Source organism: Gilliamella sp. ESL1225, assembly GCF_058502635.1.
Map to the genome: position 1 here is coordinate 20,779 of NZ_CP196358.1, position 18,367 is coordinate 39,145.

Consider the following 18,367-nt stretch of genomic DNA (forward strand, 5'->3'; position numbering starts at 1 on the left):
TTAAAAATTCGATCTGAACCTTTATCATGATAGGGCAAGAATATAACAAATTTTTTAGATTTCTTAAATCTTAAGATTAACTATTCTTAAATGTTTATTATGCCTTAAAAATCCAATCACTATTTAACAATTTCCTTTTACTAAATTTATGAGTTAGGCAATTGACTTTCCAATTGATTAATAATATGTGTTAATTACCTTAATTTTAGTGCTTTTTTGCCTTAATTCTGTCTCAAAAATAATACTCTTATTTTTTCAATGCATTAAATTATATTAATATTTTTAACATAGTAATCATGTTTAAAATCATTATAATATGCGCCACATTTATTACAGACAAGAAGGTTAACCATGTCAAAAAAAGATGAGAATTTTAGTCAAGAAGCCGTTCCTTCATCGGCGAAAAAAAGTTTATTATCCCTCACATTTATTATGCTTAGTATGACCTTTTTTTCAGCAAGTATGTTAGCAGGTGGGAAATTAGGAATCGGTTTATCATTTAATGAGTTCTTTTTAGCGTTATTTATTGGCAATTTAATCCTTGGGATTTATAGCGCACTACTTGGCTATATCGGCGCTAAAACGGGGCTTTCGACACATTTGTTGGCTAGATTTTCTTTTGGTTTAAAAGGATCATGGTTACCTTCTTTTTTATTAGCCGTTACACAAATAGGTTGGTTTGGTGTAGGTCTTGCAATGTTTGCCTTACCGATTAGTCAAGTAACAGGAATAGATAAGTATATTTTAATTGGTATCTTTGGCTTATGCATGACTTTGACCGTTGCATTTGAAGGTATTAAAGCCTTATTTTATTTATCGCTCATTGCCGTCCCTGCGATTGCCATTTTAGGTTGTTATTCGGTATGGATTGCTGTTGAAAGTAGTGGTGGCGTTGCTAAATTAATTGCCATTGAACCAGCCCATCCCATGAGCTTTGCCGCCGCGTTAACCATTGTCATTGGCTCTTTTATCAGTGCCGGTACCTTAACCGCCGATTTTGTTCGTTTTGGGCGTAAAGCCAAATATGTGTTTTTAATTGTTATCTTTGCGTTTTTATTCGGTAATTCTTTAATGTTTATCTTTGGCGCTGCGGGTGCAGCTTCAGCCGGTAAGTCAGATATCTCAGATGTTATGATTGCACAAGGGTTAGTTATTCCAGCTATTATTGTGCTCGGTTTAAATATTTGGACAACTAACGATAACGCGCTTTACGCGTCTGGTCTTGGCATGGCAAATATTACTAAACTCTCCAGTAAAGGATTGGCTATATTTAATGGAATTATAGGCACTTTGTGTGCAAATTGGTTATATGATAACTTTGTGGGATGGTTAACCTTCTTATCAATTGCCATTCCACCTATAGGTGGAGTAATAATTGCTGATTATCTATTACGTAAAAAAGAGTATGTTTTATTATCTAACGCGGGTCATCGTCAAATTAATTGGATTGCCATTGTTGCTGTTGCTGTTGGCATATTAAGTGCCAATATATTACCCGGTATTCCATCGCTTAATTCAGTCTTTTGTAGCGCGATAAGTTATATGCTACTTTCTCTTATTATGCAGCAAATTAAATCATCTCAAGGTAAAGAAATAAAATATGTCAAATAATATCACTGTTTCAAATGTTAGATTAATGGATCGAGAAGGACTTTGGAACATCATCATTAAAGATGGCAAAATCGATCAAATTAACCAAGATAATATGAATAATAACAGCAATCAGATACTTGATGCTGAGGGTGGACTTGCCGTTCCACCTTTTATTGAACCTCATATTCATTTAGACACGACACAAACAGCAGGGCAACCCGCTTGGAATCAATCCGGCACTCTATTTGAGGGCATTGAACGTTGGGCAGAGCGTAAAGCATTTTTGACCCATGATGATGTAAAAGAACGGGCATTGAAAACCTTAAAATGGCAAATTGCAAACGGTATTCAACATGTGCGAACACATGTTGATGTCTCAGATCCTACATTAGTCGCTTTAAAAGCAATGCTAGAAGTCAAACAAGAAATCAAACCTTGGATAGATCTACAAATTGTTGCCTTCCCTCAAGAAGGTATCTTATCTTATCCTAATGGTAAAACCTTGTTAGAAGAAGCGGTTAAATTAGGTGCCGATGTCATTGGCGCAATTCCGCACTTTGAATTTACTCGTGAATATGGTGTGGAATCTTTGCATTTTATTTTTGATTTAGCTAAACGTTACGATCGCCTTATCGATGTACATTGTGACGAAATTGATGACGAACAATCACGTTTTGTTGAAACTGTTGCAGCCTTAGCACATAAAGAAGGTATGGGACATAAAGTAACGGCTAGTCATACAACTGCTATGCATTCGTATAATGGTGCTTATACGTCGCGCCTATTTAGGTTACTTAAATTATCGGGCATTAATTTTGTTGCCAATCCCTTGGTTAATATTCACTTACAAGGTCGATTCGATACTTATCCAAAGCGTCGAGGTATTACCCGCGTAAAAGAAATGTTATCGGCAGGAATTAATGTTTGTTTTGGGCATGATGATGTGTTCGATCCTTGGTATCCGTTAGGGACGGCTAACATGCTACAAGTCTTGCATATGGGGCTGCATGTTTGTCAATTAATGGGCTATGAACAAATCAATCAAGGACTAAATTTAATTACAACATACAGCGCTAAAACTTTAAATTTAGCCGATGATGAATATGGCATTAAAGTAAATAATCCAGCAAATTTTATCATTTTACCGGCACAAAATGGTTTTGATGCGGTACGTCGTCAAACGCCTGTTAGATATTCTATACGCCATGGTAACCTTATTGCCGAAACAACGCCGGCTAAAACGCAGTTATATACCGGTCAACAATTTGATAAAACCGAATTTGTTACATATAAATAATTAACCTAACAATTATTATTTTCCCAAAAAGGCAACTATTTTAGTTGCCTTAATTTTTTAAGCATAATGTTACCTAAAATTAAACACATATAACGGTCTACTTGCATAACCGGCTAATTTACGAAACAATATAACCCGATTTTCATTTCATTTAAGGATATATGGCGCATGACAAAAAAAGTGATAAAACCCAATGAATTATGGCGATGCATTTATCAAGAAGCTCTTGAGCTAATTGAAAGCGAGCCAATGCTCGCCAGTTATTTTCATGCCACTTTATTAAATCATGATAATTTAGGGAGTTCACTTGGCTATATTTTAGCGAATAAATTATCAAATTATGTCATGTCAGCCATTGATATACGCGAAATTACACGGCAAGCTTATCAAGCTGATAGCTCGATTATTGAATCTACTGCGATTGATATTTTAGCTGTCTACCATCGTGATCCTGCAACACATTATTATTCTACGCCTTTATTATATTCTAAAGGTTTTTTATCTTTGCAAGCCTATCGTATCGCTCATTGGCTTTGGCAACAAAATCGACAATCTTTAGCCAGTTTTTGGCAAAGTCAAATTGCCATTGTGTTGGGCGTTGATATTCATCCTGCAGCATCTATAGGTTCAGGGGTAATGTTCGATCATGCAACCGGTATTGTCATTGGGCAAACGGCAGTTATCGAAAATGATGTGTCAATTCTGCAATCTGTTACTTTAGGCGGAACGGGTAAAGAAACAGGCGATCGCCATCCTAAAATTCGAGAAGGGGTAATGATCGGAGCCAACTCAACAATACTAGGTAATATCGAGATAGGTGCTGGAGCCAAAATTGGAGCTGGCTCGGTCGTGCTTGAGCCAGTTCCACCTCATACGACGGTTGCTGGTGTTCCCGCTAGAATTGTTGGTTGCCCAAATTGTGATAAACCTGCTTTTGATATGAATCAAAATATCTAAATCATTTTTATCTGCAATGTTTAAACTTACATATAAATAACTTGTGTTCCTGGCTCAGGTTCAAAAGTTGCTCTGCCAAATTCATCCATAAAATAAGCGAGATGATCAGCTTTATCACCACATAAGCGACCTTTCACTTTATTCCACGTCATAAGTACAATAGTTGCTTTTGGCTCGCAACAAATTAGCATAGGTTGCTGGAATTCTTCATTCCAAAAAAACTCGCCGCCATAAATTTTATGGGCAGTTAATAACAAATAACAACCATATTCACGTGATATCATTTCTAACTGATCATCGGCTATGGTTAAATTTTTCTCAGCAAGCTCACTAATGATCATTTCGACAACCGTAATACTTTTTTCGGAATAATCTAACTGATTAATACTCCATGCAGGACTATTAATAATGGCATTTTGTGACCATGCCTCGATTTCTTGATAAAGCTCATTTTTTGTTTCTGTCATAATTTTGCCCTTAATTAAATTAATGTAAATTAAATTTATTGCGATTTTTCCAATTGCTTAACCTGTTGCCATGCCTCTTCCATCGTTGTCAGCGAGGCATCAAATAATGTGATATTTTGTTTTTTTAACAAGCTTTCAACTTGCCGAAAACGGCGGATAAATTTGTGATTTGCCTGCGCTAAACAAAACTCAGGATTAATATGAAAATGCCTTGCTAAATTAACGGTTGCAAAAAGTAGATCGCCAATTTCTTCATTAATTTTATCGATAATAGGCGGATCACGATGAATTTCATCCGCCACTTCATTTATTTCTTCTTTAACCTTATCCAATACCGGTTCGACAGATTGCCAATCAAAACCAACCGACGCGCAACGTTTTTGAATTTTTTCAGCGCGCATTAAAGCCGGTAACGTTTCGGCTATATCATCTAATAATGAATATGCTTGTTTTTGATTGCGTTCTTGCTGTTTAATCTCTTCCCAATTCGATTTTGTTAATGAATTACCTGTAAAAATATGAGGATGACGAGCAGTTAATTTATCCGCAACACTATTTGCAATATCATTAAAATTAAACGCCTGCTTGTCATTGGCTAAATCAGCATAAAAAATAATATGAAATAATAAATCACCTAGTTCTTGTTTTAATGCAAGCATATCTTTTTTATCAATTGCATCTAACACTTCGTACGTTTCTTCGAGTGTATAAGGTTTTAGTGATTGCATAGTTTGTTTACGATCCCATTCACACCCATCGGTTGGATGGCGGAGTTTTTCTATAATTTGTTGCAAGCGTTCGAGTCCGTTTAGCATAGCGCAATACCTTTATAATAATTTATGTTTATTATAACCAATAGCAAAAAAATACGTTAACCAATAGTTAAAATATGGTAAATACCTTCTTTGTTTAAAACAAAACCGCCAATTTACTGCCATAACAGAGTATAATTTCAGGTTAATTTTAAATTTAATATATAAACAATATGAATAATTTACGTGAATTAACATTTCGAGGCGTTATACTTGGCGCTTTAATTACCGTAATTTTTACGGCTTCAAATGTTTACCTTGGTTTAAAAGTCGGATTAACCTTCTCGTCTGCCATTCCTGCGGCTGTTATTTCTATGGCAATTTTAAGAATGTTTTCTAAATCTAACATTCTAGAAAATAACATGATACAAACACAAGCTTCAGCATCTGGAACACTCACATCCGTTATTTTTGTTATTCCTGCTTTATTAATCGTCGGATATTGGCATAATTTTCCTTTTTGGTTAACGTTTTTTGTTTGCTGTTCAGGCGGTATACTGGGTGTATTATTTTCAATTCCCTTACGTCATGCGCTAGTTGTACAAAGTGATTTACCGTATCCAGAAGGAGTTGCCGCGGCTGAAATTTTAAAAGCAGGCTGCCATTCTGACAATAACGAAAATAAAAAAGGATTATATGACATTTTATTTGGTGGCATAATTGCATCAGTTATCTGTTTTTTCACTAGTGGACTTAAATTATTATCCGACAATGTTAGTTATTGGTTTCATAGTGGGAAGACGATTTTTCAACTTCCACTAGGGTTTTCTCTTGCCTTATTAAGTGCTGGCTATTTAATCGGTATTATGGCGGGGATTGCTATTTTAATTGGTACCATTATTGCCTGGGGATTTGGCGTACCTATTTTAAGCTTTGTAACCGATTATGATACGAATTTACCGATATCACAAGTTGCCATGAGCCTATGGAAGTCAGATATCCGTTATATCGGTGCTGGCACTATCGCTATAGCTGCAATTTGGACGCTTTTAATATTAATCAAACCTTTGATTGAAGGTTTTAAATCATCATTTCGCCTATTAAGTACATCAACAACAAAAAGTCAGACACCCCGCACTGAAAAAGATTTATCACCAAAAATAATTTTGGCTATTACTGGAGCAATGTTAATTATTTTAATTGGCACTTTTTCCGTTTTTGTGTCAGATAGCGGTTTATCACCTTGGTTAGGGTGGGGGCTTGTAATAGGTTGCGTTTTTACTGCTTTTATTATTGGTTTTCTAATTGCTGCTGCATGTGGTTATATGGCGGGTCTAGTGGGTTCTTCTGCAAGCCCTATTTCTGGCATTGGCATTATTGCTATTATGATTATTTCATTAATGTTATTAGGTATAACAGAATTACATGATATTTTTGATACACCTGAAAAAACCAATTTTGCAATAGCGCTTGCCATTTTTACAACCTGTGTCGTGCAAGCCATTGCTTGTATTGCTAATGATAATTTACAAGATCTAAAAACCGGCTATCTAGTTGATGCTACCCCTTGGAAGCAACAAGTTGCCCTAATTATAGGTTGTATCATCGGTGCTATAATTATCGCGCCTGTTTTAGATATGTTATATAACGCCTATGGCTTTGCTGGTGCGTTACCGCGCGATAATATGGATCCTTCGCAAATCTTGTCTGCTCCTCAAGCTACCTTAATGGCGTCGATTGCTAAAGGAATATTTTCAGACTCATTACAATGGAATATGATTTTGATTGGTCTTGCGGTTGGGACAATGGCCATCATTATCGATTTAGTGTTAGCCAAAAATAAGTGTAAATTTCGTATTCCAGCTTTAGCCATTGGGATGGGTATTTATTTACCGCCAACGATAACATCAACCATTTTTTTAGGATCTGTATTATCATGGTTTATTAAATATCGCTGTACAAACTATGCTAAAAAGAAAAAATTAAATGCAGATGAAACCTTTAAAAAAGTGGATCGTAAAGCTTCATTAATTGCGGCAGGTTTCATTGTCGGTGAAAGCCTTGTTGGTGTCCTTATGGCTTCTTTAATCGTTATTAGCGTAACAAATGATGGTAGCGATGCACCATTAGCTTTACCGTATGATCTTGGCTATTTGCCTCAATGTTTAGGGCTTTTTGTATTTGCGTTAATTTGTATAATGTTTGTTAGACGGGCTTTGTCAGCATTACAAGATAAATCTTAATTTAATTGCCTTTCCTTATGAAAGTCGCGAAATTTGCTAACTTGCCAAATTTCGCGATAAAAGCAAATCATTAAATATAAAAATTATTCGGTTGATTTATTGCTTATCGATACGGCATTTTCCTAACATAGTCGCCTCTAATAACATGGCTCTTTACCCCTTTTTTTGCTACTATATACAGCTTGTTATTATTCTTATCGCCATTCCAATTTATCATGATTATTTTTGATTCTATTCAATTTCGCTTTGGCATTAATTTATTACTAGATAATGCATCTGCTACTATCAATCCTCAACAAAAAGTCGGACTTGTTGGTAAAAATGGTTGTGGTAAATCAACATTATTTTCTTTAATTAAAGGGCAATTATCGGTTGATTCCGGCAGTTTAACGGTTCCATTGCATTGGCGCTTAGCTTGGGTAAATCAAGAAACACCTGCTTTAGACGTTCCAGCAATTGAATATGCAATTGATGGAGATCGAGAATATCGCCAGCTTAATCAGCAGCTATTACAAGCTAACCAAGATAATGACGGGCAAAAAATTGCACTGCTACATGATAAACTTGATGCAATTGATGCATGGACAATTCAATCTAGAGCGGCAAGTTTATTGCATGGTCTTGGTTTTTCAAACGAGCAATTATTATTACCTGTAAAATCTTATTCAGGCGGTTGGCGTATGCGATTGAATTTAGCGCAAGCATTAATGTGCCGTTCAGATCTATTACTTTTAGATGAACCAACTAACCATTTGGATTTAGATGCGGTGATTTGGCTTGAAAAATGGTTATCTCGTTATTCAGGGACGCTTATTTTAATCTCACATGATCGCGATTTTTTAGATCCTTTAGTCAATAAAATTATCCATATTGAAAATCAACAACTTTTTGAATATACCGGTAATTACTCATCGTTTGAAAAACAACGTAGTACTAAATTAGCTCAACAACAATCATTATACGAGAGTCAGCAACTAAAAGTTGCTCACTTGCAACATTATATTGACCGTTTCCGCGCTAAAGCCACGAAAGCTAAACAAGCACAAAGCCGTTTAAAAATGCTTGAAAAAATGGAGTTAATTGCGCCAGCTCATGTCGATAATCCATTTCATTTTGAATTTAAACCCGCCGATTTTTTACCTAGTCCCTTGCTTGATATGGATAAAGTTACCGCCGGTTACGACGATAAGATTATTTTAAAACAAATAAAACTAAATCTAGTACCCGGATCGCGTATAGGTTTATTAGGCCGTAATGGCGCAGGTAAATCAACATTAATTAAATTATTAGCCGGTAAATTATCACCTCAAGAAGGGCATATAAACCTTGCTAAAGGAGTACAGCTAGGTTACTTTGCACAACATCAACTAGAATATTTGCGTGCTGATGAATCCCCACTATGGCATTTAATACAAATTGCCGATAAGCAAATTACCGAACAAACTTTACGGAATTATTTGGGCGGCTTTGATTTTCAAGGTGATAAAGTGCATGAACCGGTTGCCACCTTTTCCGGCGGTGAAAAAGCAAGATTGGTACTAGCACTCATCGTCTGGCAAAAACCAAACTTATTATTGTTAGATGAACCCACAAATCATCTCGATTTAGATATGCGGCAAGCTTTAACCGAAGCTTTAATTGATTTTGATGGAGCGCTTGTTGTCGTTTCTCATGATAGACATTTATTACGTTCAATAACGGACGAATTTTATTTAGTTAACGATGCTAAAGTTGAACCTTTTGCGGGGGATCTAGATGATTACCAAAAATGGCTGGCCGAAGATAATAACGGCAAAATTAACGAGCATGCTTCATCTAACAAAAATGAAATAATTAATAATATTTCTGCGCAAGATCGTAAAGAACAAAAACGTAAGGCAGCTGAAAAACGTAATCAAATGCAGCCACTTAAAAAACAATTACAAGTAGAAGAAACAAAGCTAGAAAAGTTAACAACAGAGCTCAAAAATTTAGAAGTTTTACTGGCTGATGGCGATCTTTATGAGGCGAGTAAAAAAGCACAATTGAATGAAATATTACAAAAACAAAGCTATCTTAAATCACAATTAGATGAATGCGAATGCAATTGGTTAGATCTGCAACAGCAGTTAGACGAGTTTTTATCTGAATAAAATAAATAATAATGTGTGATCGTTAAAAATATTTAAAAACTAACTATTTTTATTATTCTTTAATTTGAATAAAAAGATGATATAAAAAAAGCATCGTTTTTAGCGATGCTTTTTTTATAAATTAATATTAACTAACTTTTTTCAACTTGACTAAAATCAAGTTCAACAGGTGTCGGTCGACCAAAAATAGAAACCGATACTTTTAAGCGACTTTTTTCGTAATCAACTTCTTCAACAACACCATTAAAATCAGCAAATGGACCTTCATTAACTCGAACCATTTCGCCTGGTTCAAATAATGTTTTAGGACGAGGTTTATCACCAACTTGTTGTAAACGATTCATGATCGCATCAACTTCACGTTGACTAATTGGTGCAGGTCTATCCGATGTGCCGCCAATAAAGCCTAATGTACGTGGTACACTTTTTACAAGGTGCCATGTTGCATCGTTCATCATCATTTCAACTAAAACATAACCAGGGAAAAATTTACGTTCACTTTTGCGACGTTGACCACTTTTGATTTCAACAACTTCTTCAGTAGGTACTAATACTTCGCCAAAAGCATCTTCCATATTGTGTAATTTAATATATTCACGTAATGATTGCGCAACACGTGCTTCATATCCAGAATAAGCTTGAATCACATACCATCTCTTTTGCTGTGCTTCACTCATCTTAACGCCCTATTGTAGTTAAATAAAAGACTACTGAATTAAAAAATGAATCCAGTCCCCAAAGCGCTAAACCAACAATTAACGTTACAATAATAACAAGTCCAGTAGTTTGCGTTGCTTCTTTACGCGTTGGCCATACAACTTTTCGTAATTCCTTTCGTGATTCTTTGGCAAATTGGATAAACGCTTTGCCAGTTTTTGTTGTTGCCGCAATAAATAAGGTGATAAGTGAAATTAAAACAACAATACTAATTCGGATTGTGTAATGAGGCTGATAAATATCATTAGGTGCGGCAAAATAAAAATTTCCCCAAACAATAAACGCAATCAATACTAGAACTAAAATCCACTTAAATTTGTCTAGAATCGTATTTGTATTTTGATTCTGATTATTTGCTCGCATATAAAACCTATAATTAAGTTATTTAATAGTTTATGTTTTTCGAAATGCTCTTTAATAAAAACATTTTGTAAAACAAACTAGATGATAAAGGGCATCAATTGATGCCCTTTATATTCAGGCAAATTTGCTAATTATTTGATTACCTTAGCAACAACACCGGCACCTACAGTACGACCACCTTCACGAATCGCAAAACGTAATCCGTCTGCCATCGCAATTGGGTGAATTAGGCTTACTGTCATTTTGATGTTATCGCCTGGCATTACCATTTCTACACCTTCAGGTAACTCAATTGTTCCTGTTACGTCTGTTGTACGGAAATAGAATTGTGGACGGTAACCTTTGAAGAATGGAGTGTGACGTCCACCTTCTTCTTTACTTAAAATATAAACTTCTGATTCAAAATCGGTATGTGGTGTAATTGAACCCGGTTTTGCAAGTACTTGACCACGTTCGATGTCTTCACGTTTTGTACCACGTAATAATACACCTACGTTTTCACCCGCACGACCTTCGTCTAATAATTTACGGAACATTTCTACACCAGTACAAGTTGTTTTCGTCGTCGGTTTGATACCCACAATTTCAACTTCATCACCTACTTTGATAATTCCGCGCTCTACTCGTCCTGTTACAACTGTTCCGCGTCCTGAAATTGAGAATACGTCTTCAATTGGTAATAAGAATGGTTTATCAATATCACGCTCTGGCTCTGGGATATAAGTATCTAAAGCTTCTGCTAATTCTACAATTTTGTCTTCCCATTGCGCATCGCCTTCTAATGCTTTTAACGCTGAGCCACGGATAATTGGTGTATCATCACCTGGGAAATCATATTGCGTTAGAAGATCGCGAACTTCCATTTCAACTAATTCTAATAATTCTTCGTCATCAACCATATCACATTTATTTAAAAATACGATGATGTAAGGTACACCTACTTGACGTCCTAATAAGATATGTTCGCGAGTTTGTGGCATTGGTCCATCTGTTGCTGCAACAACTAGAATCGCACCATCCATTTGAGCTGCACCTGTGATCATGTTTTTAACATAGTCAGCATGGCCTGGGCAGTCAACGTGTGCATAGTGACGTGTTGGAGTGTCATATTCTACGTGAGATGTGTTGATGGTGATACCACGTGCTTTTTCTTCTGGTGCATTATCGATTTGATCGAATGCACGAGCTTGACCACCATATTTTTTAGCAAGTACTGAGGTAATTGCTGCTGTTAAAGTTGTTTTACCATGGTCAACGTGGCCGATTGTACCTACGTTAACGTGCGGTTTTGTACGTTCAAATTTTTCTTTAGACATCGATAGTCCCTCAAATGTAATACAAATCGGTGGTGAATCACCACATTAACCAAGTATCGTGCCATTAACACAATACTAATTAAAATTAGCATCGAATAATAACAGATAAAACCGCATAGTGACAAGTTTTAAAGTCATTAATCATTCATTTTTAAGAAGTCAATTTTAGGAGAGTAACAAGACTGGTGCTGATAGGCAGATTCGAACTGCCGACCTCACCCTTACCAAGGGTGCGCTCTACCAACTGAGCTATATCAGCAATTGGAGCGGGCAGCGGGAATCGAACCCGCATCATCAGCTTGGAAGGCTGAGGTAATAGCCATTATACGATGCCCGCATGTTAAAACTCGGCTACCTAAAAGCTTCAATTAGCTATTGCTAATATTTAATGGTGGTGGGGGAAGGATTCGAACCTTCGAAGTGTGACACGGCAGATTTACAGTCTGCTCCCTTTGGCCGCTCGGGAACCCCACCCGAATTTTTTAAACCTGTATACTTAGGAATGGTGCCGGCTGCCGGAATCGAACTGGCGACCTACTGATTACAAGTCAGTTGCTCTACCTACTGAGCTAAGCCGGCCTAAGTGCTGCGCATTCTAGAACATCTGGTTAGGCTTGGCAAGCAAAAATATGCAATTTATTTTTGTTTGCTTAAAAATAAATCAAAACCAATAAAAAAACCCTGAAAGGTTTAGGTATTTTCAGGGTTTTTTTGATTGAAAAAATAATATTAATTTTTATTTTTTCAATGACTTAGTGTTACTTTTAGGTGCATTTGATGCGTTTTTTTCGTTAATTTCATCTTTATCTTGATATTTACGTCCATAATAAGAATCTAAATAAAGCTGTTTTAATTCCGAAATAAGAGGATAACGTGGATTTGCTCCCGTACATTGGTCATCAAATGCATCAATGGCTAACTGATCAACTGCGGCTAGAAACTCTTGCTCGTCAATGCCATATTCTTTGATAGAGAAAGGAATATTTAAATCCTTTTTCAATTCATCTAACCAATTAAGCAATTTCTCGATCTTTTGCTCATTTGAATCAGAATCCTTCGTCAAACCTAAATGATCAGCAACTTGCGCATATCGTTCGATAGCTTGCGGATAACCATATTGACTAAATGTTCCTTGTTTAGTCGGTTTATTGGTTGCATTAAAGCGCACAACATTGCTAATTAACATAGCATTAGCCAATCCATGAGGAACATGGAACGCTGCACCTAGTTTATGTGCCAGTGAGTGACAAACGCCTAAAAATGCTTGTGCAAAAGCGATTCCGGCAATCGTTGCCGCACTATGTACCTTTTCACGAGCTACCGGGTTGTTTTTGCCTTCTTTGTAACTTGCCGGTAAATTATTTTTTAATAAGCTAAGTGCTTGTAATGCTTGTCCGTCTGAAAACTCATTTGCCATTATAGACACATAAGCTTCTAACGCATGGGTAACAGCATCATATCCACCAAAAGCACATAAAGATTTTGGCATATCCATCACAAGGTTTGCATCGACAATTGCCATATTAGGCGTTATGGCATAATCTGCTAATGGGTATTTTTGTCCTGTTACTTCATCAGTCACAACAGCAAAAGGTGTCACTTCTGATCCGGTTCCTGATGTTGTTGTAATGCAAATTAACTTGGCTTTTTCGCCCATTTTAGGGAAATGACACGCACGTTTACGAATATCCATAAATCTTAAGGCTAATTCATCAAATTTTGTTTCAGGATGTTCATAAAGCACCCACATGATTTTAGCCGCATCCATCGGTGACCCACCACCTAATGCGATTATAGTATCAGGTTGGAAGGCTTTCATGGCATCAGTCCCTTTTTTAACGATATTTAACGTAGGATCTGCTGCAACTTCTGAAAAGATTTGACATAAAACACCATGAGCTTCAAGTTGATCGGTAATTTTTTTAGTATAACCATTTTCAAATAAGAATTTATCGGTTACCAAAAATACACGTTTTGCGCCTTGATCAATAATTTCTTGAACAGCTACTGGTAGCGATCCTCGTCGAAAGTAAATTGAACTGGGTAATTTATGCCATAACATATTTTCGGCTCTTTTCGCGATTGTTTTTTTATTAATTAGATGTTTTGGTCCAACATTTTCAGAGACAGAATTACCTCCCCAAGAACCACATCCTAAAGTTAAAGATGGTGCTAGATCAAAGTTATAGATATCGCCAATACCCCCTTGAGATGCCGGAGTATTGATTAAGATTCGGCAAGTTTTCATTTTGCTACCAAAATGAGCAATTCGATCTTGATGATTATCTTGATCGGTATAAAGCACAGAAGTATGCCCTAATCCGCCCATTTCAACCAATTTTTTCGCTTTTTCAACAGCATCATTAAAATCTTTAGCTCTAAACATAGCTAGTGTTGGTGATAATTTTTCGTGGGCAAAAGGTTCAGATAAATCAACTTTTGACACTTCACCAACTAATACTTTAGTTGAAGATGGGACGCTAATTCCGGCCATTTCAGCAATTTTAGCAGCAGGTTGACCTACAATTTTCGCATTAAGAGCGCCTTTATCATCCAGAATAATATCTTGTACTGCTTTAGTTTCTTTTGGAGATAAAACATAAGCACCATATTCGCTAAGTAATTTACGTACTTCATCATAAACTGAATCGACAACAACAATTGCTTGTTCAGATGCACAAATCATGCCGTTATCAAATGTTTTTGACATTAAAATTGAAGCAACAGCACGTTTAAGATCGGCTGTTTCGTCAATAACAACTGGGGTATTACCAGCCCCAACACCAAGCGCAGGTTTACCTGAACTATAGGCCGCTTTTACCATTCCTGGTCCACCTGTCGCTAAAATAACCGCAACATCTGGGTGGTGCATTAAAGCATTTGATAATTCAAGTGTTGGTTCATCAATCCAACCAATAATATCTTTTGGCGCACCTGCTTTAACAGCCGCATCTAATACAATTTTAGCAGCTTGTATAGTTGCTTTTTTAGCTCGAGGATGAGGTGAAAATACAATCGCATTACGGGTTTTTAAACTCAGCAATGCTTTAAATATCGCTGTAGAGGTTGGATTTGTTGTTGGTACGATACCACAAATAACACCTAATGGTTCTGCAAGTGTGATGGTACCAAATTGTTCGTTTTCACTAATGACACCACAGGTTTTATCGTTACGATATTGGTTAAGAATAAATTCAGATGCAAATAAATTCTTAATCACTTTATCTTCGACTACCCCCATACCCGATTCACTAACAGCTAATTGTGCTAATGGAATTCGTTCGGCGGCTGCAGCTTTTGCGGCTTCAATAAAAATTTTATCGACTTGCTCTTGAGTAAAAGTAGAATAAATGTCTTGTGCTTGTTTAACACGGCTCATCAATTCATTTAGCTCATTTAGATCGGTTACTGCCATGGACTTCTCCTTGAAATTTAAAAAAATAAAATCGGTTCGTTTAAGCCTTCAAGGTGGCATGTTTAAACTTAATTTTGCATAAAATTATCTGGTAAGAATTTTAAAATAAATACACATTCTTATCAATAAATATTTCAATATGTTAATGTTAACTCACTTAATTTTATTAGATTTTAATTAAGAAAATAAAATTAATTGGGTTGATTAATAATTCATTATTTTAGAATATTTATGCAAATAAAGCGTTTAAGTAAGCGATCAAAGTAATAAAAAAACTACATTTGTTCTTTGCGTTTTTAGTTTAAAATTTAGACTGTTTTGGTTAATGATCCATAAAGTTTGATGTTGAAACCATAAAATTTAGTTAATAATTCATAAAAAACTTTTTGGTTTTAATGTTAAAAGGTTAGGCTAATTTACCTAAAACATAACTTACAGCAACAAATGCAAAAGAGGCTGTTACGGTCGTAATTGCCCCAAATCCCGATTCACAATCCATTTTTTTTACCCCAATAGCTTGATTTTTATTTAAACAAACTTGTCCATTTTGGCTAGGGTAAACTAATTGCTCTGTCGAAAAAACACAAGGAATGGCATATTTTCCTTTACTATCTTTGTTTAATTTATAATCGTTTTTAAGTCTTTCGCGTAATTTCGCAGCAAGAGGATCTTGAATTGTTCTCGATAAATCAGCAATTTTAATTTGCGTCGGATCTTTTTTACCTCCGGCTCCCCCTATGGTAATCACTTTTAATTTTTGCCGTTTACAATGAGCAAGTACGGCAGCTTTATCACGCACACTGTCAATCGCATCAATAATATAATCAAAATGAGGCTCTATTTTATTACCTAAATATTCTGCAACGTTAGTCACATTAATAAAATCATCGATGATATTAACGATACAATCAGGGTTAATCGCAAGTACTCTTTCCTTCATAACTGAAGTTTTAGGTTGACCGACTGTCGATTTCAATGCATGAATCTGCCTATTAGTATTACTAATACAGACATCATCAAGCTCAATTAAAGTAATTTTTCCAATACCTGAACGCGCCAAAGACTCAACCGCCCAAGAACCCACACCACCAATACCAATAACGCAAATATGAGCTTGATTGAAGTTAATTAAAGCCGAATTGCCATATAATCTAGCAATGCCATTAAAACGAGTAAGGTAAGATTCTGACAACATATTTTTTATTGAAGATGTACATTATGCATCTTCATCTCCTAAAAGACTTTTGATAAATTATACTTTGATTTTAATAACAAATAGTTGGCGCCTTGACAATTTAAACATTCATTGATTTGCAATTTTTGCTTAAATGTCAGGCACAAAAGCATAAAAAAATTAATTTTTAAACGAATGAATAGGGGCAGGTATATGGCCTCCACGCGATATAAAATCAACAGAGCTATATTTATTAACAGCCATGACAGGAGCATGTCCCAGTAGCCCACCAAATTCAATGTTATCGCCAACGTTTAAACCCATAGCGGGAATAATGCGCACTGCTGTTGTTTTATGATTAATGACACCGATCGCCGCTTCATCAGCAATAATTGCCGATATGGTTTGAGCAGAGGTATCACCTGGAATAGCAACCATATCAAGCCCAACTGAACACACACATGTCATCGCTTCTAATTTTTCAAGGTTCAAGGCACCTTTATTAACCGCATCAATCATACCCGCATCTTCGGAAACCGGAATAAAAGCGCCGCTTAATCCACCGACATGATTACATGCCATTACACCGCCTTTTTTGACAGCATCATTCAATAATGCTAATGCAGCCGTTGTTCCATGAGTTCCAACGACTTCTAAACCCATTTCTTCTAAAATATGAGCGACAGAATCGCCAATTGCCGGTGTTGGCGCTAATGATAAATCAACAATACCAAATTTAACACCCAAACGTTTTGAGGCTTCTTTTCCAACCAATTGCCCCATACGGGTAATTTTAAAGGCTGTTTTTTTAATGGTTTCGGCAACAATATCAAAGGATTCACCTTTCACTTTTTCAAGTGCACGTTTAACAACACCTGGTCCACTCACACCAACATTAATAACACAATCGGCCTCACCTACCCCATGATAAGCACCAGCCATAAAAGGATTATCTTCAACTGAATTTGCAAAAACTACTAGTTTAGCGCACGCCATACTACTATTATCTGCCGTTAACTCCGCCGCTTGTTTAATAATTTCACCCATTTGTTTAACAGCATTCATATTGATGCCTGCTTGCGTTGAGCCAACATTAACTGATGCACATACTCGTTCTGTTTGCGCTAGGGCTTGTGGGATTGATCGAATCAGTATTTCATCCCCTTTATGATAACCTTTTTGTACTAAGGCAGAAAATCCACCAATAAAATTAACGCCAACAGCTTTAGCGGCTTTATCTAAGGTTTGAGCATAGGCAATATAATCGCTATCATCGCTTGCCCCAGCAATTAGGGAAATAGGTGTTACAGAGATACGTTTATTGATAATAGGAATACCAAATTCAGAAGAAATATCTTCGCCGATTTTAACAAGATCTTTTGCTAGATGAGTGATTTTGTTATAAATTTTTTGACGAGATTTTTCACCATCACTGTCAATACAATCGAGTAATGAAATCCCCATAGTAATGGTTCGAATATCAAGCTTTTCTTCCTCAATCATTTTAATGGTTTCTAGGATCTGATTTGTTTCCATTAGGCTTATCCTTTATAAAATAAATATATTAAATAATAAGTTATTGTTTATAGGCGATGCATTGCGGTAAAAATTTCATCACGCTGTAAATTCACTTTAACCTGAAGATTATCACCCGTTTGTAGCAAAGCCGTTTTAACTTCATCAAAAGGAATAGTGATATGACTGAAATCAAGTACCATAATCATCGTAAAATAATTATCAGTGATGGTTTGTGAAACATCCAAAATATTTATATTTAACTCATATAATTTTTGACTTATACCCGCAATAATGCCTGCTTTATCTTTACCAATAACTGTTAAAATCGTTTTCATGTGAACTCCGCATAAAATTTATACAATCAATCTGATATTTATTAAACAGGTTATATTAACATCTTCAAAAATATTCTAAATAGGAGTA

General features: G+C 35.9%; 14 protein-coding genes and 4 tRNA genes. 5 read left to right on the forward strand and 13 right to left on the reverse strand.

The genetic code is table 11. The features are described 5' to 3' along the window. Positions 1–351: 351 nt before the first annotated feature. From codB to cysE, 3 genes are all read left to right on the forward strand, one after another. Positions 352–1,611: a cytosine permease gene (gene codB, locus ACSYSW_RS00060; RefSeq protein ID WP_491705282.1), complete on the forward strand. Its 1,260-nt coding sequence runs from the start codon at positions 352–354 to the stop codon at positions 1,609–1,611. Further along, entirely contained in the window at positions 1,601–2,890 is a 1,290-nt protein-coding gene (locus ACSYSW_RS00065; RefSeq protein WP_491706265.1) for a cytosine deaminase, read from the forward strand. The genes codB and ACSYSW_RS00065 overlap by 11 nt, the downstream gene beginning before the upstream one ends. 168 nt (positions 2,891–3,058) lie before the next feature. Further along, positions 3,059–3,847, forward strand: a complete 789-nt coding sequence (cysE, locus tag ACSYSW_RS00070) for a serine O-acetyltransferase (RefSeq protein WP_491706266.1) — start codon at positions 3,059–3,061, stop codon at positions 3,845–3,847. Positions 3,848–3,873: 26 nt separating this feature from the next. On the opposite strand, the gene ACSYSW_RS00075 is transcribed toward cysE, so the two are convergent. Together ACSYSW_RS00075 and mazG are read right to left on the reverse strand one after the other, a co-directional pair. Beyond that, positions 3,874–4,314: a hypothetical protein gene (locus ACSYSW_RS00075; RefSeq protein WP_491705279.1), complete on the reverse strand. Its 441-nt coding sequence runs from the start codon at positions 4,312–4,314 to the stop codon at positions 3,874–3,876. Between the two features lie 35 nt (positions 4,315–4,349). Beyond that, positions 4,350–5,129 (reverse strand): nucleoside triphosphate pyrophosphohydrolase, encoded by a 780-nt coding sequence (mazG, locus tag ACSYSW_RS00080; protein WP_491706267.1) that lies wholly within the window; start codon positions 5,127–5,129, stop codon positions 4,350–4,352. Positions 5,130–5,299: 170 nt separating this feature from the next. Between mazG and ACSYSW_RS00085 the strand changes: the two genes are divergently transcribed. Then, positions 5,300–7,309, forward strand: coding sequence for an OPT family oligopeptide transporter (locus tag ACSYSW_RS00085; RefSeq protein WP_491705277.1), 2,010 nt, complete (start codon positions 5,300–5,302; stop codon positions 7,307–7,309). A 215-nt stretch (positions 7,310–7,524) separates the two neighbouring features. Further along, the gene (locus ACSYSW_RS00090) at positions 7,525–9,441 is read left to right on the forward strand and encodes an ABC transporter ATP-binding protein (RefSeq protein ID WP_491706268.1); all 1,917 of its coding nucleotides are present in this window, start codon (positions 7,525–7,527) and stop codon (positions 9,439–9,441) included. Positions 9,442–9,572: 131 nt separating this feature from the next. Here the strand turns inward: ACSYSW_RS00090 and nusG are convergent, their stop codons facing one another. The 11 genes from nusG to ACSYSW_RS00145 all read right to left on the reverse strand — a co-directional run bounded on the left by nusG (position 9,573) and on the right by ACSYSW_RS00145 (position 18,279). Next, on the reverse strand, positions 9,573–10,118 hold the full coding sequence (nusG, locus tag ACSYSW_RS00095; protein WP_491705275.1) for a transcription termination/antitermination protein NusG: 546 nt from the start codon (positions 10,116–10,118) through the stop codon (positions 9,573–9,575). A gap of 1 nt (position 10,119) precedes the next feature. Continuing rightward, on the reverse strand, positions 10,120–10,521 hold the full coding sequence (gene secE, locus ACSYSW_RS00100) for a preprotein translocase subunit SecE (RefSeq protein WP_491705274.1): 402 nt from the start codon (positions 10,519–10,521) through the stop codon (positions 10,120–10,122). Between the two features lie 131 nt (positions 10,522–10,652). Then, the gene (gene tuf, locus ACSYSW_RS00105) at positions 10,653–11,837 is read right to left on the reverse strand and encodes an elongation factor Tu (RefSeq protein ID WP_491705273.1); all 1,185 of its coding nucleotides are present in this window, start codon (positions 11,835–11,837) and stop codon (positions 10,653–10,655) included. 183 nt (positions 11,838–12,020) lie between these two features. Continuing rightward, a tRNA-Thr gene (locus ACSYSW_RS00110) sits at positions 12,021–12,096 on the reverse strand. A 3-nt stretch (positions 12,097–12,099) separates the two neighbouring features. Next, positions 12,100–12,174, reverse strand: a tRNA-Gly gene (locus tag ACSYSW_RS00115). A gap of 52 nt (positions 12,175–12,226) precedes the next feature. Beyond that, a tRNA-Tyr gene (locus ACSYSW_RS00120) sits at positions 12,227–12,311 on the reverse strand. 29 nt (positions 12,312–12,340) lie between these two features. After that, a tRNA-Thr gene (locus ACSYSW_RS00125) sits at positions 12,341–12,416 on the reverse strand. A gap of 157 nt (positions 12,417–12,573) precedes the next feature. Beyond that, complete coding sequence (gene adhE / locus ACSYSW_RS00130) at positions 12,574–15,252, reverse strand: bifunctional acetaldehyde-CoA/alcohol dehydrogenase (protein ID WP_491705272.1); 2,679 nt, start codon at positions 15,250–15,252, stop codon at positions 12,574–12,576. 406 nt (positions 15,253–15,658) lie between these two features. After that, the gene (gene tcdA, locus ACSYSW_RS00135) at positions 15,659–16,447 is read right to left on the reverse strand and encodes a tRNA cyclic N6-threonylcarbamoyladenosine(37) synthase TcdA (RefSeq protein WP_491705271.1); all 789 of its coding nucleotides are present in this window, start codon (positions 16,445–16,447) and stop codon (positions 15,659–15,661) included. A 159-nt stretch (positions 16,448–16,606) separates the two neighbouring features. Beyond that, positions 16,607–17,962: a PFL family protein gene (locus ACSYSW_RS00140; RefSeq protein WP_491705270.1), complete on the reverse strand. Its 1,356-nt coding sequence runs from the start codon at positions 17,960–17,962 to the stop codon at positions 16,607–16,609. Positions 17,963–18,009: 47 nt separating this feature from the next. Next, the gene (locus ACSYSW_RS00145) at positions 18,010–18,279 is read right to left on the reverse strand and encodes an ACT domain-containing protein (RefSeq protein WP_491705269.1); all 270 of its coding nucleotides are present in this window, start codon (positions 18,277–18,279) and stop codon (positions 18,010–18,012) included. Positions 18,280–18,367 lie beyond the last annotated feature (88 nt).

Bases quoted from the DNA above. Each gene is read 5' to 3' on its own strand.
- codB (WP_491705282.1), top strand. From the start codon at position 352: ATGTCAAAAAAAGATGAGAATTTTAGTCAAGAAGCCGTTCCTTCATCG.
- ACSYSW_RS00065 (WP_491706265.1), top strand. From the start codon at position 1,601: ATGTCAAATAATATCACTGTTTCAAATGTTAGATTAATGGATCGAGAA.
- cysE (WP_491706266.1), top strand. From the start codon at position 3,059: ATGACAAAAAAAGTGATAAAACCCAATGAATTATGGCGATGCATTTAT.
- ACSYSW_RS00075 (WP_491705279.1), bottom strand. From the start codon at position 4,314: ATGACAGAAACAAAAAATGAGCTTTATCAAGAAATCGAGGCATGGTCA.
- mazG (WP_491706267.1), bottom strand. From the start codon at position 5,129: ATGCTAAACGGACTCGAACGCTTGCAACAAATTATAGAAAAACTCCGC.
- ACSYSW_RS00085 (WP_491705277.1), top strand. From the start codon at position 5,300: ATGAATAATTTACGTGAATTAACATTTCGAGGCGTTATACTTGGCGCT.
- ACSYSW_RS00090 (WP_491706268.1), top strand. From the start codon at position 7,525: ATGATTATTTTTGATTCTATTCAATTTCGCTTTGGCATTAATTTATTA.
- nusG (WP_491705275.1), bottom strand. From the start codon at position 10,118: ATGAGTGAAGCACAGCAAAAGAGATGGTATGTGATTCAAGCTTATTCT.
- secE (WP_491705274.1), bottom strand. From the start codon at position 10,521: ATGCGAGCAAATAATCAGAATCAAAATACAAATACGATTCTAGACAAA.
- tuf (WP_491705273.1), bottom strand. From the start codon at position 11,837: ATGTCTAAAGAAAAATTTGAACGTACAAAACCGCACGTTAACGTAGGT.
- adhE (WP_491705272.1), bottom strand. From the start codon at position 15,252: ATGGCAGTAACCGATCTAAATGAGCTAAATGAATTGATGAGCCGTGTT.
- tcdA (WP_491705271.1), bottom strand. From the start codon at position 16,447: ATGTTGTCAGAATCTTACCTTACTCGTTTTAATGGCATTGCTAGATTA.
- ACSYSW_RS00140 (WP_491705270.1), bottom strand. From the start codon at position 17,962: ATGGAAACAAATCAGATCCTAGAAACCATTAAAATGATTGAGGAAGAA.
- ACSYSW_RS00145 (WP_491705269.1), bottom strand. From the start codon at position 18,279: ATGAAAACGATTTTAACAGTTATTGGTAAAGATAAAGCAGGCATTATT.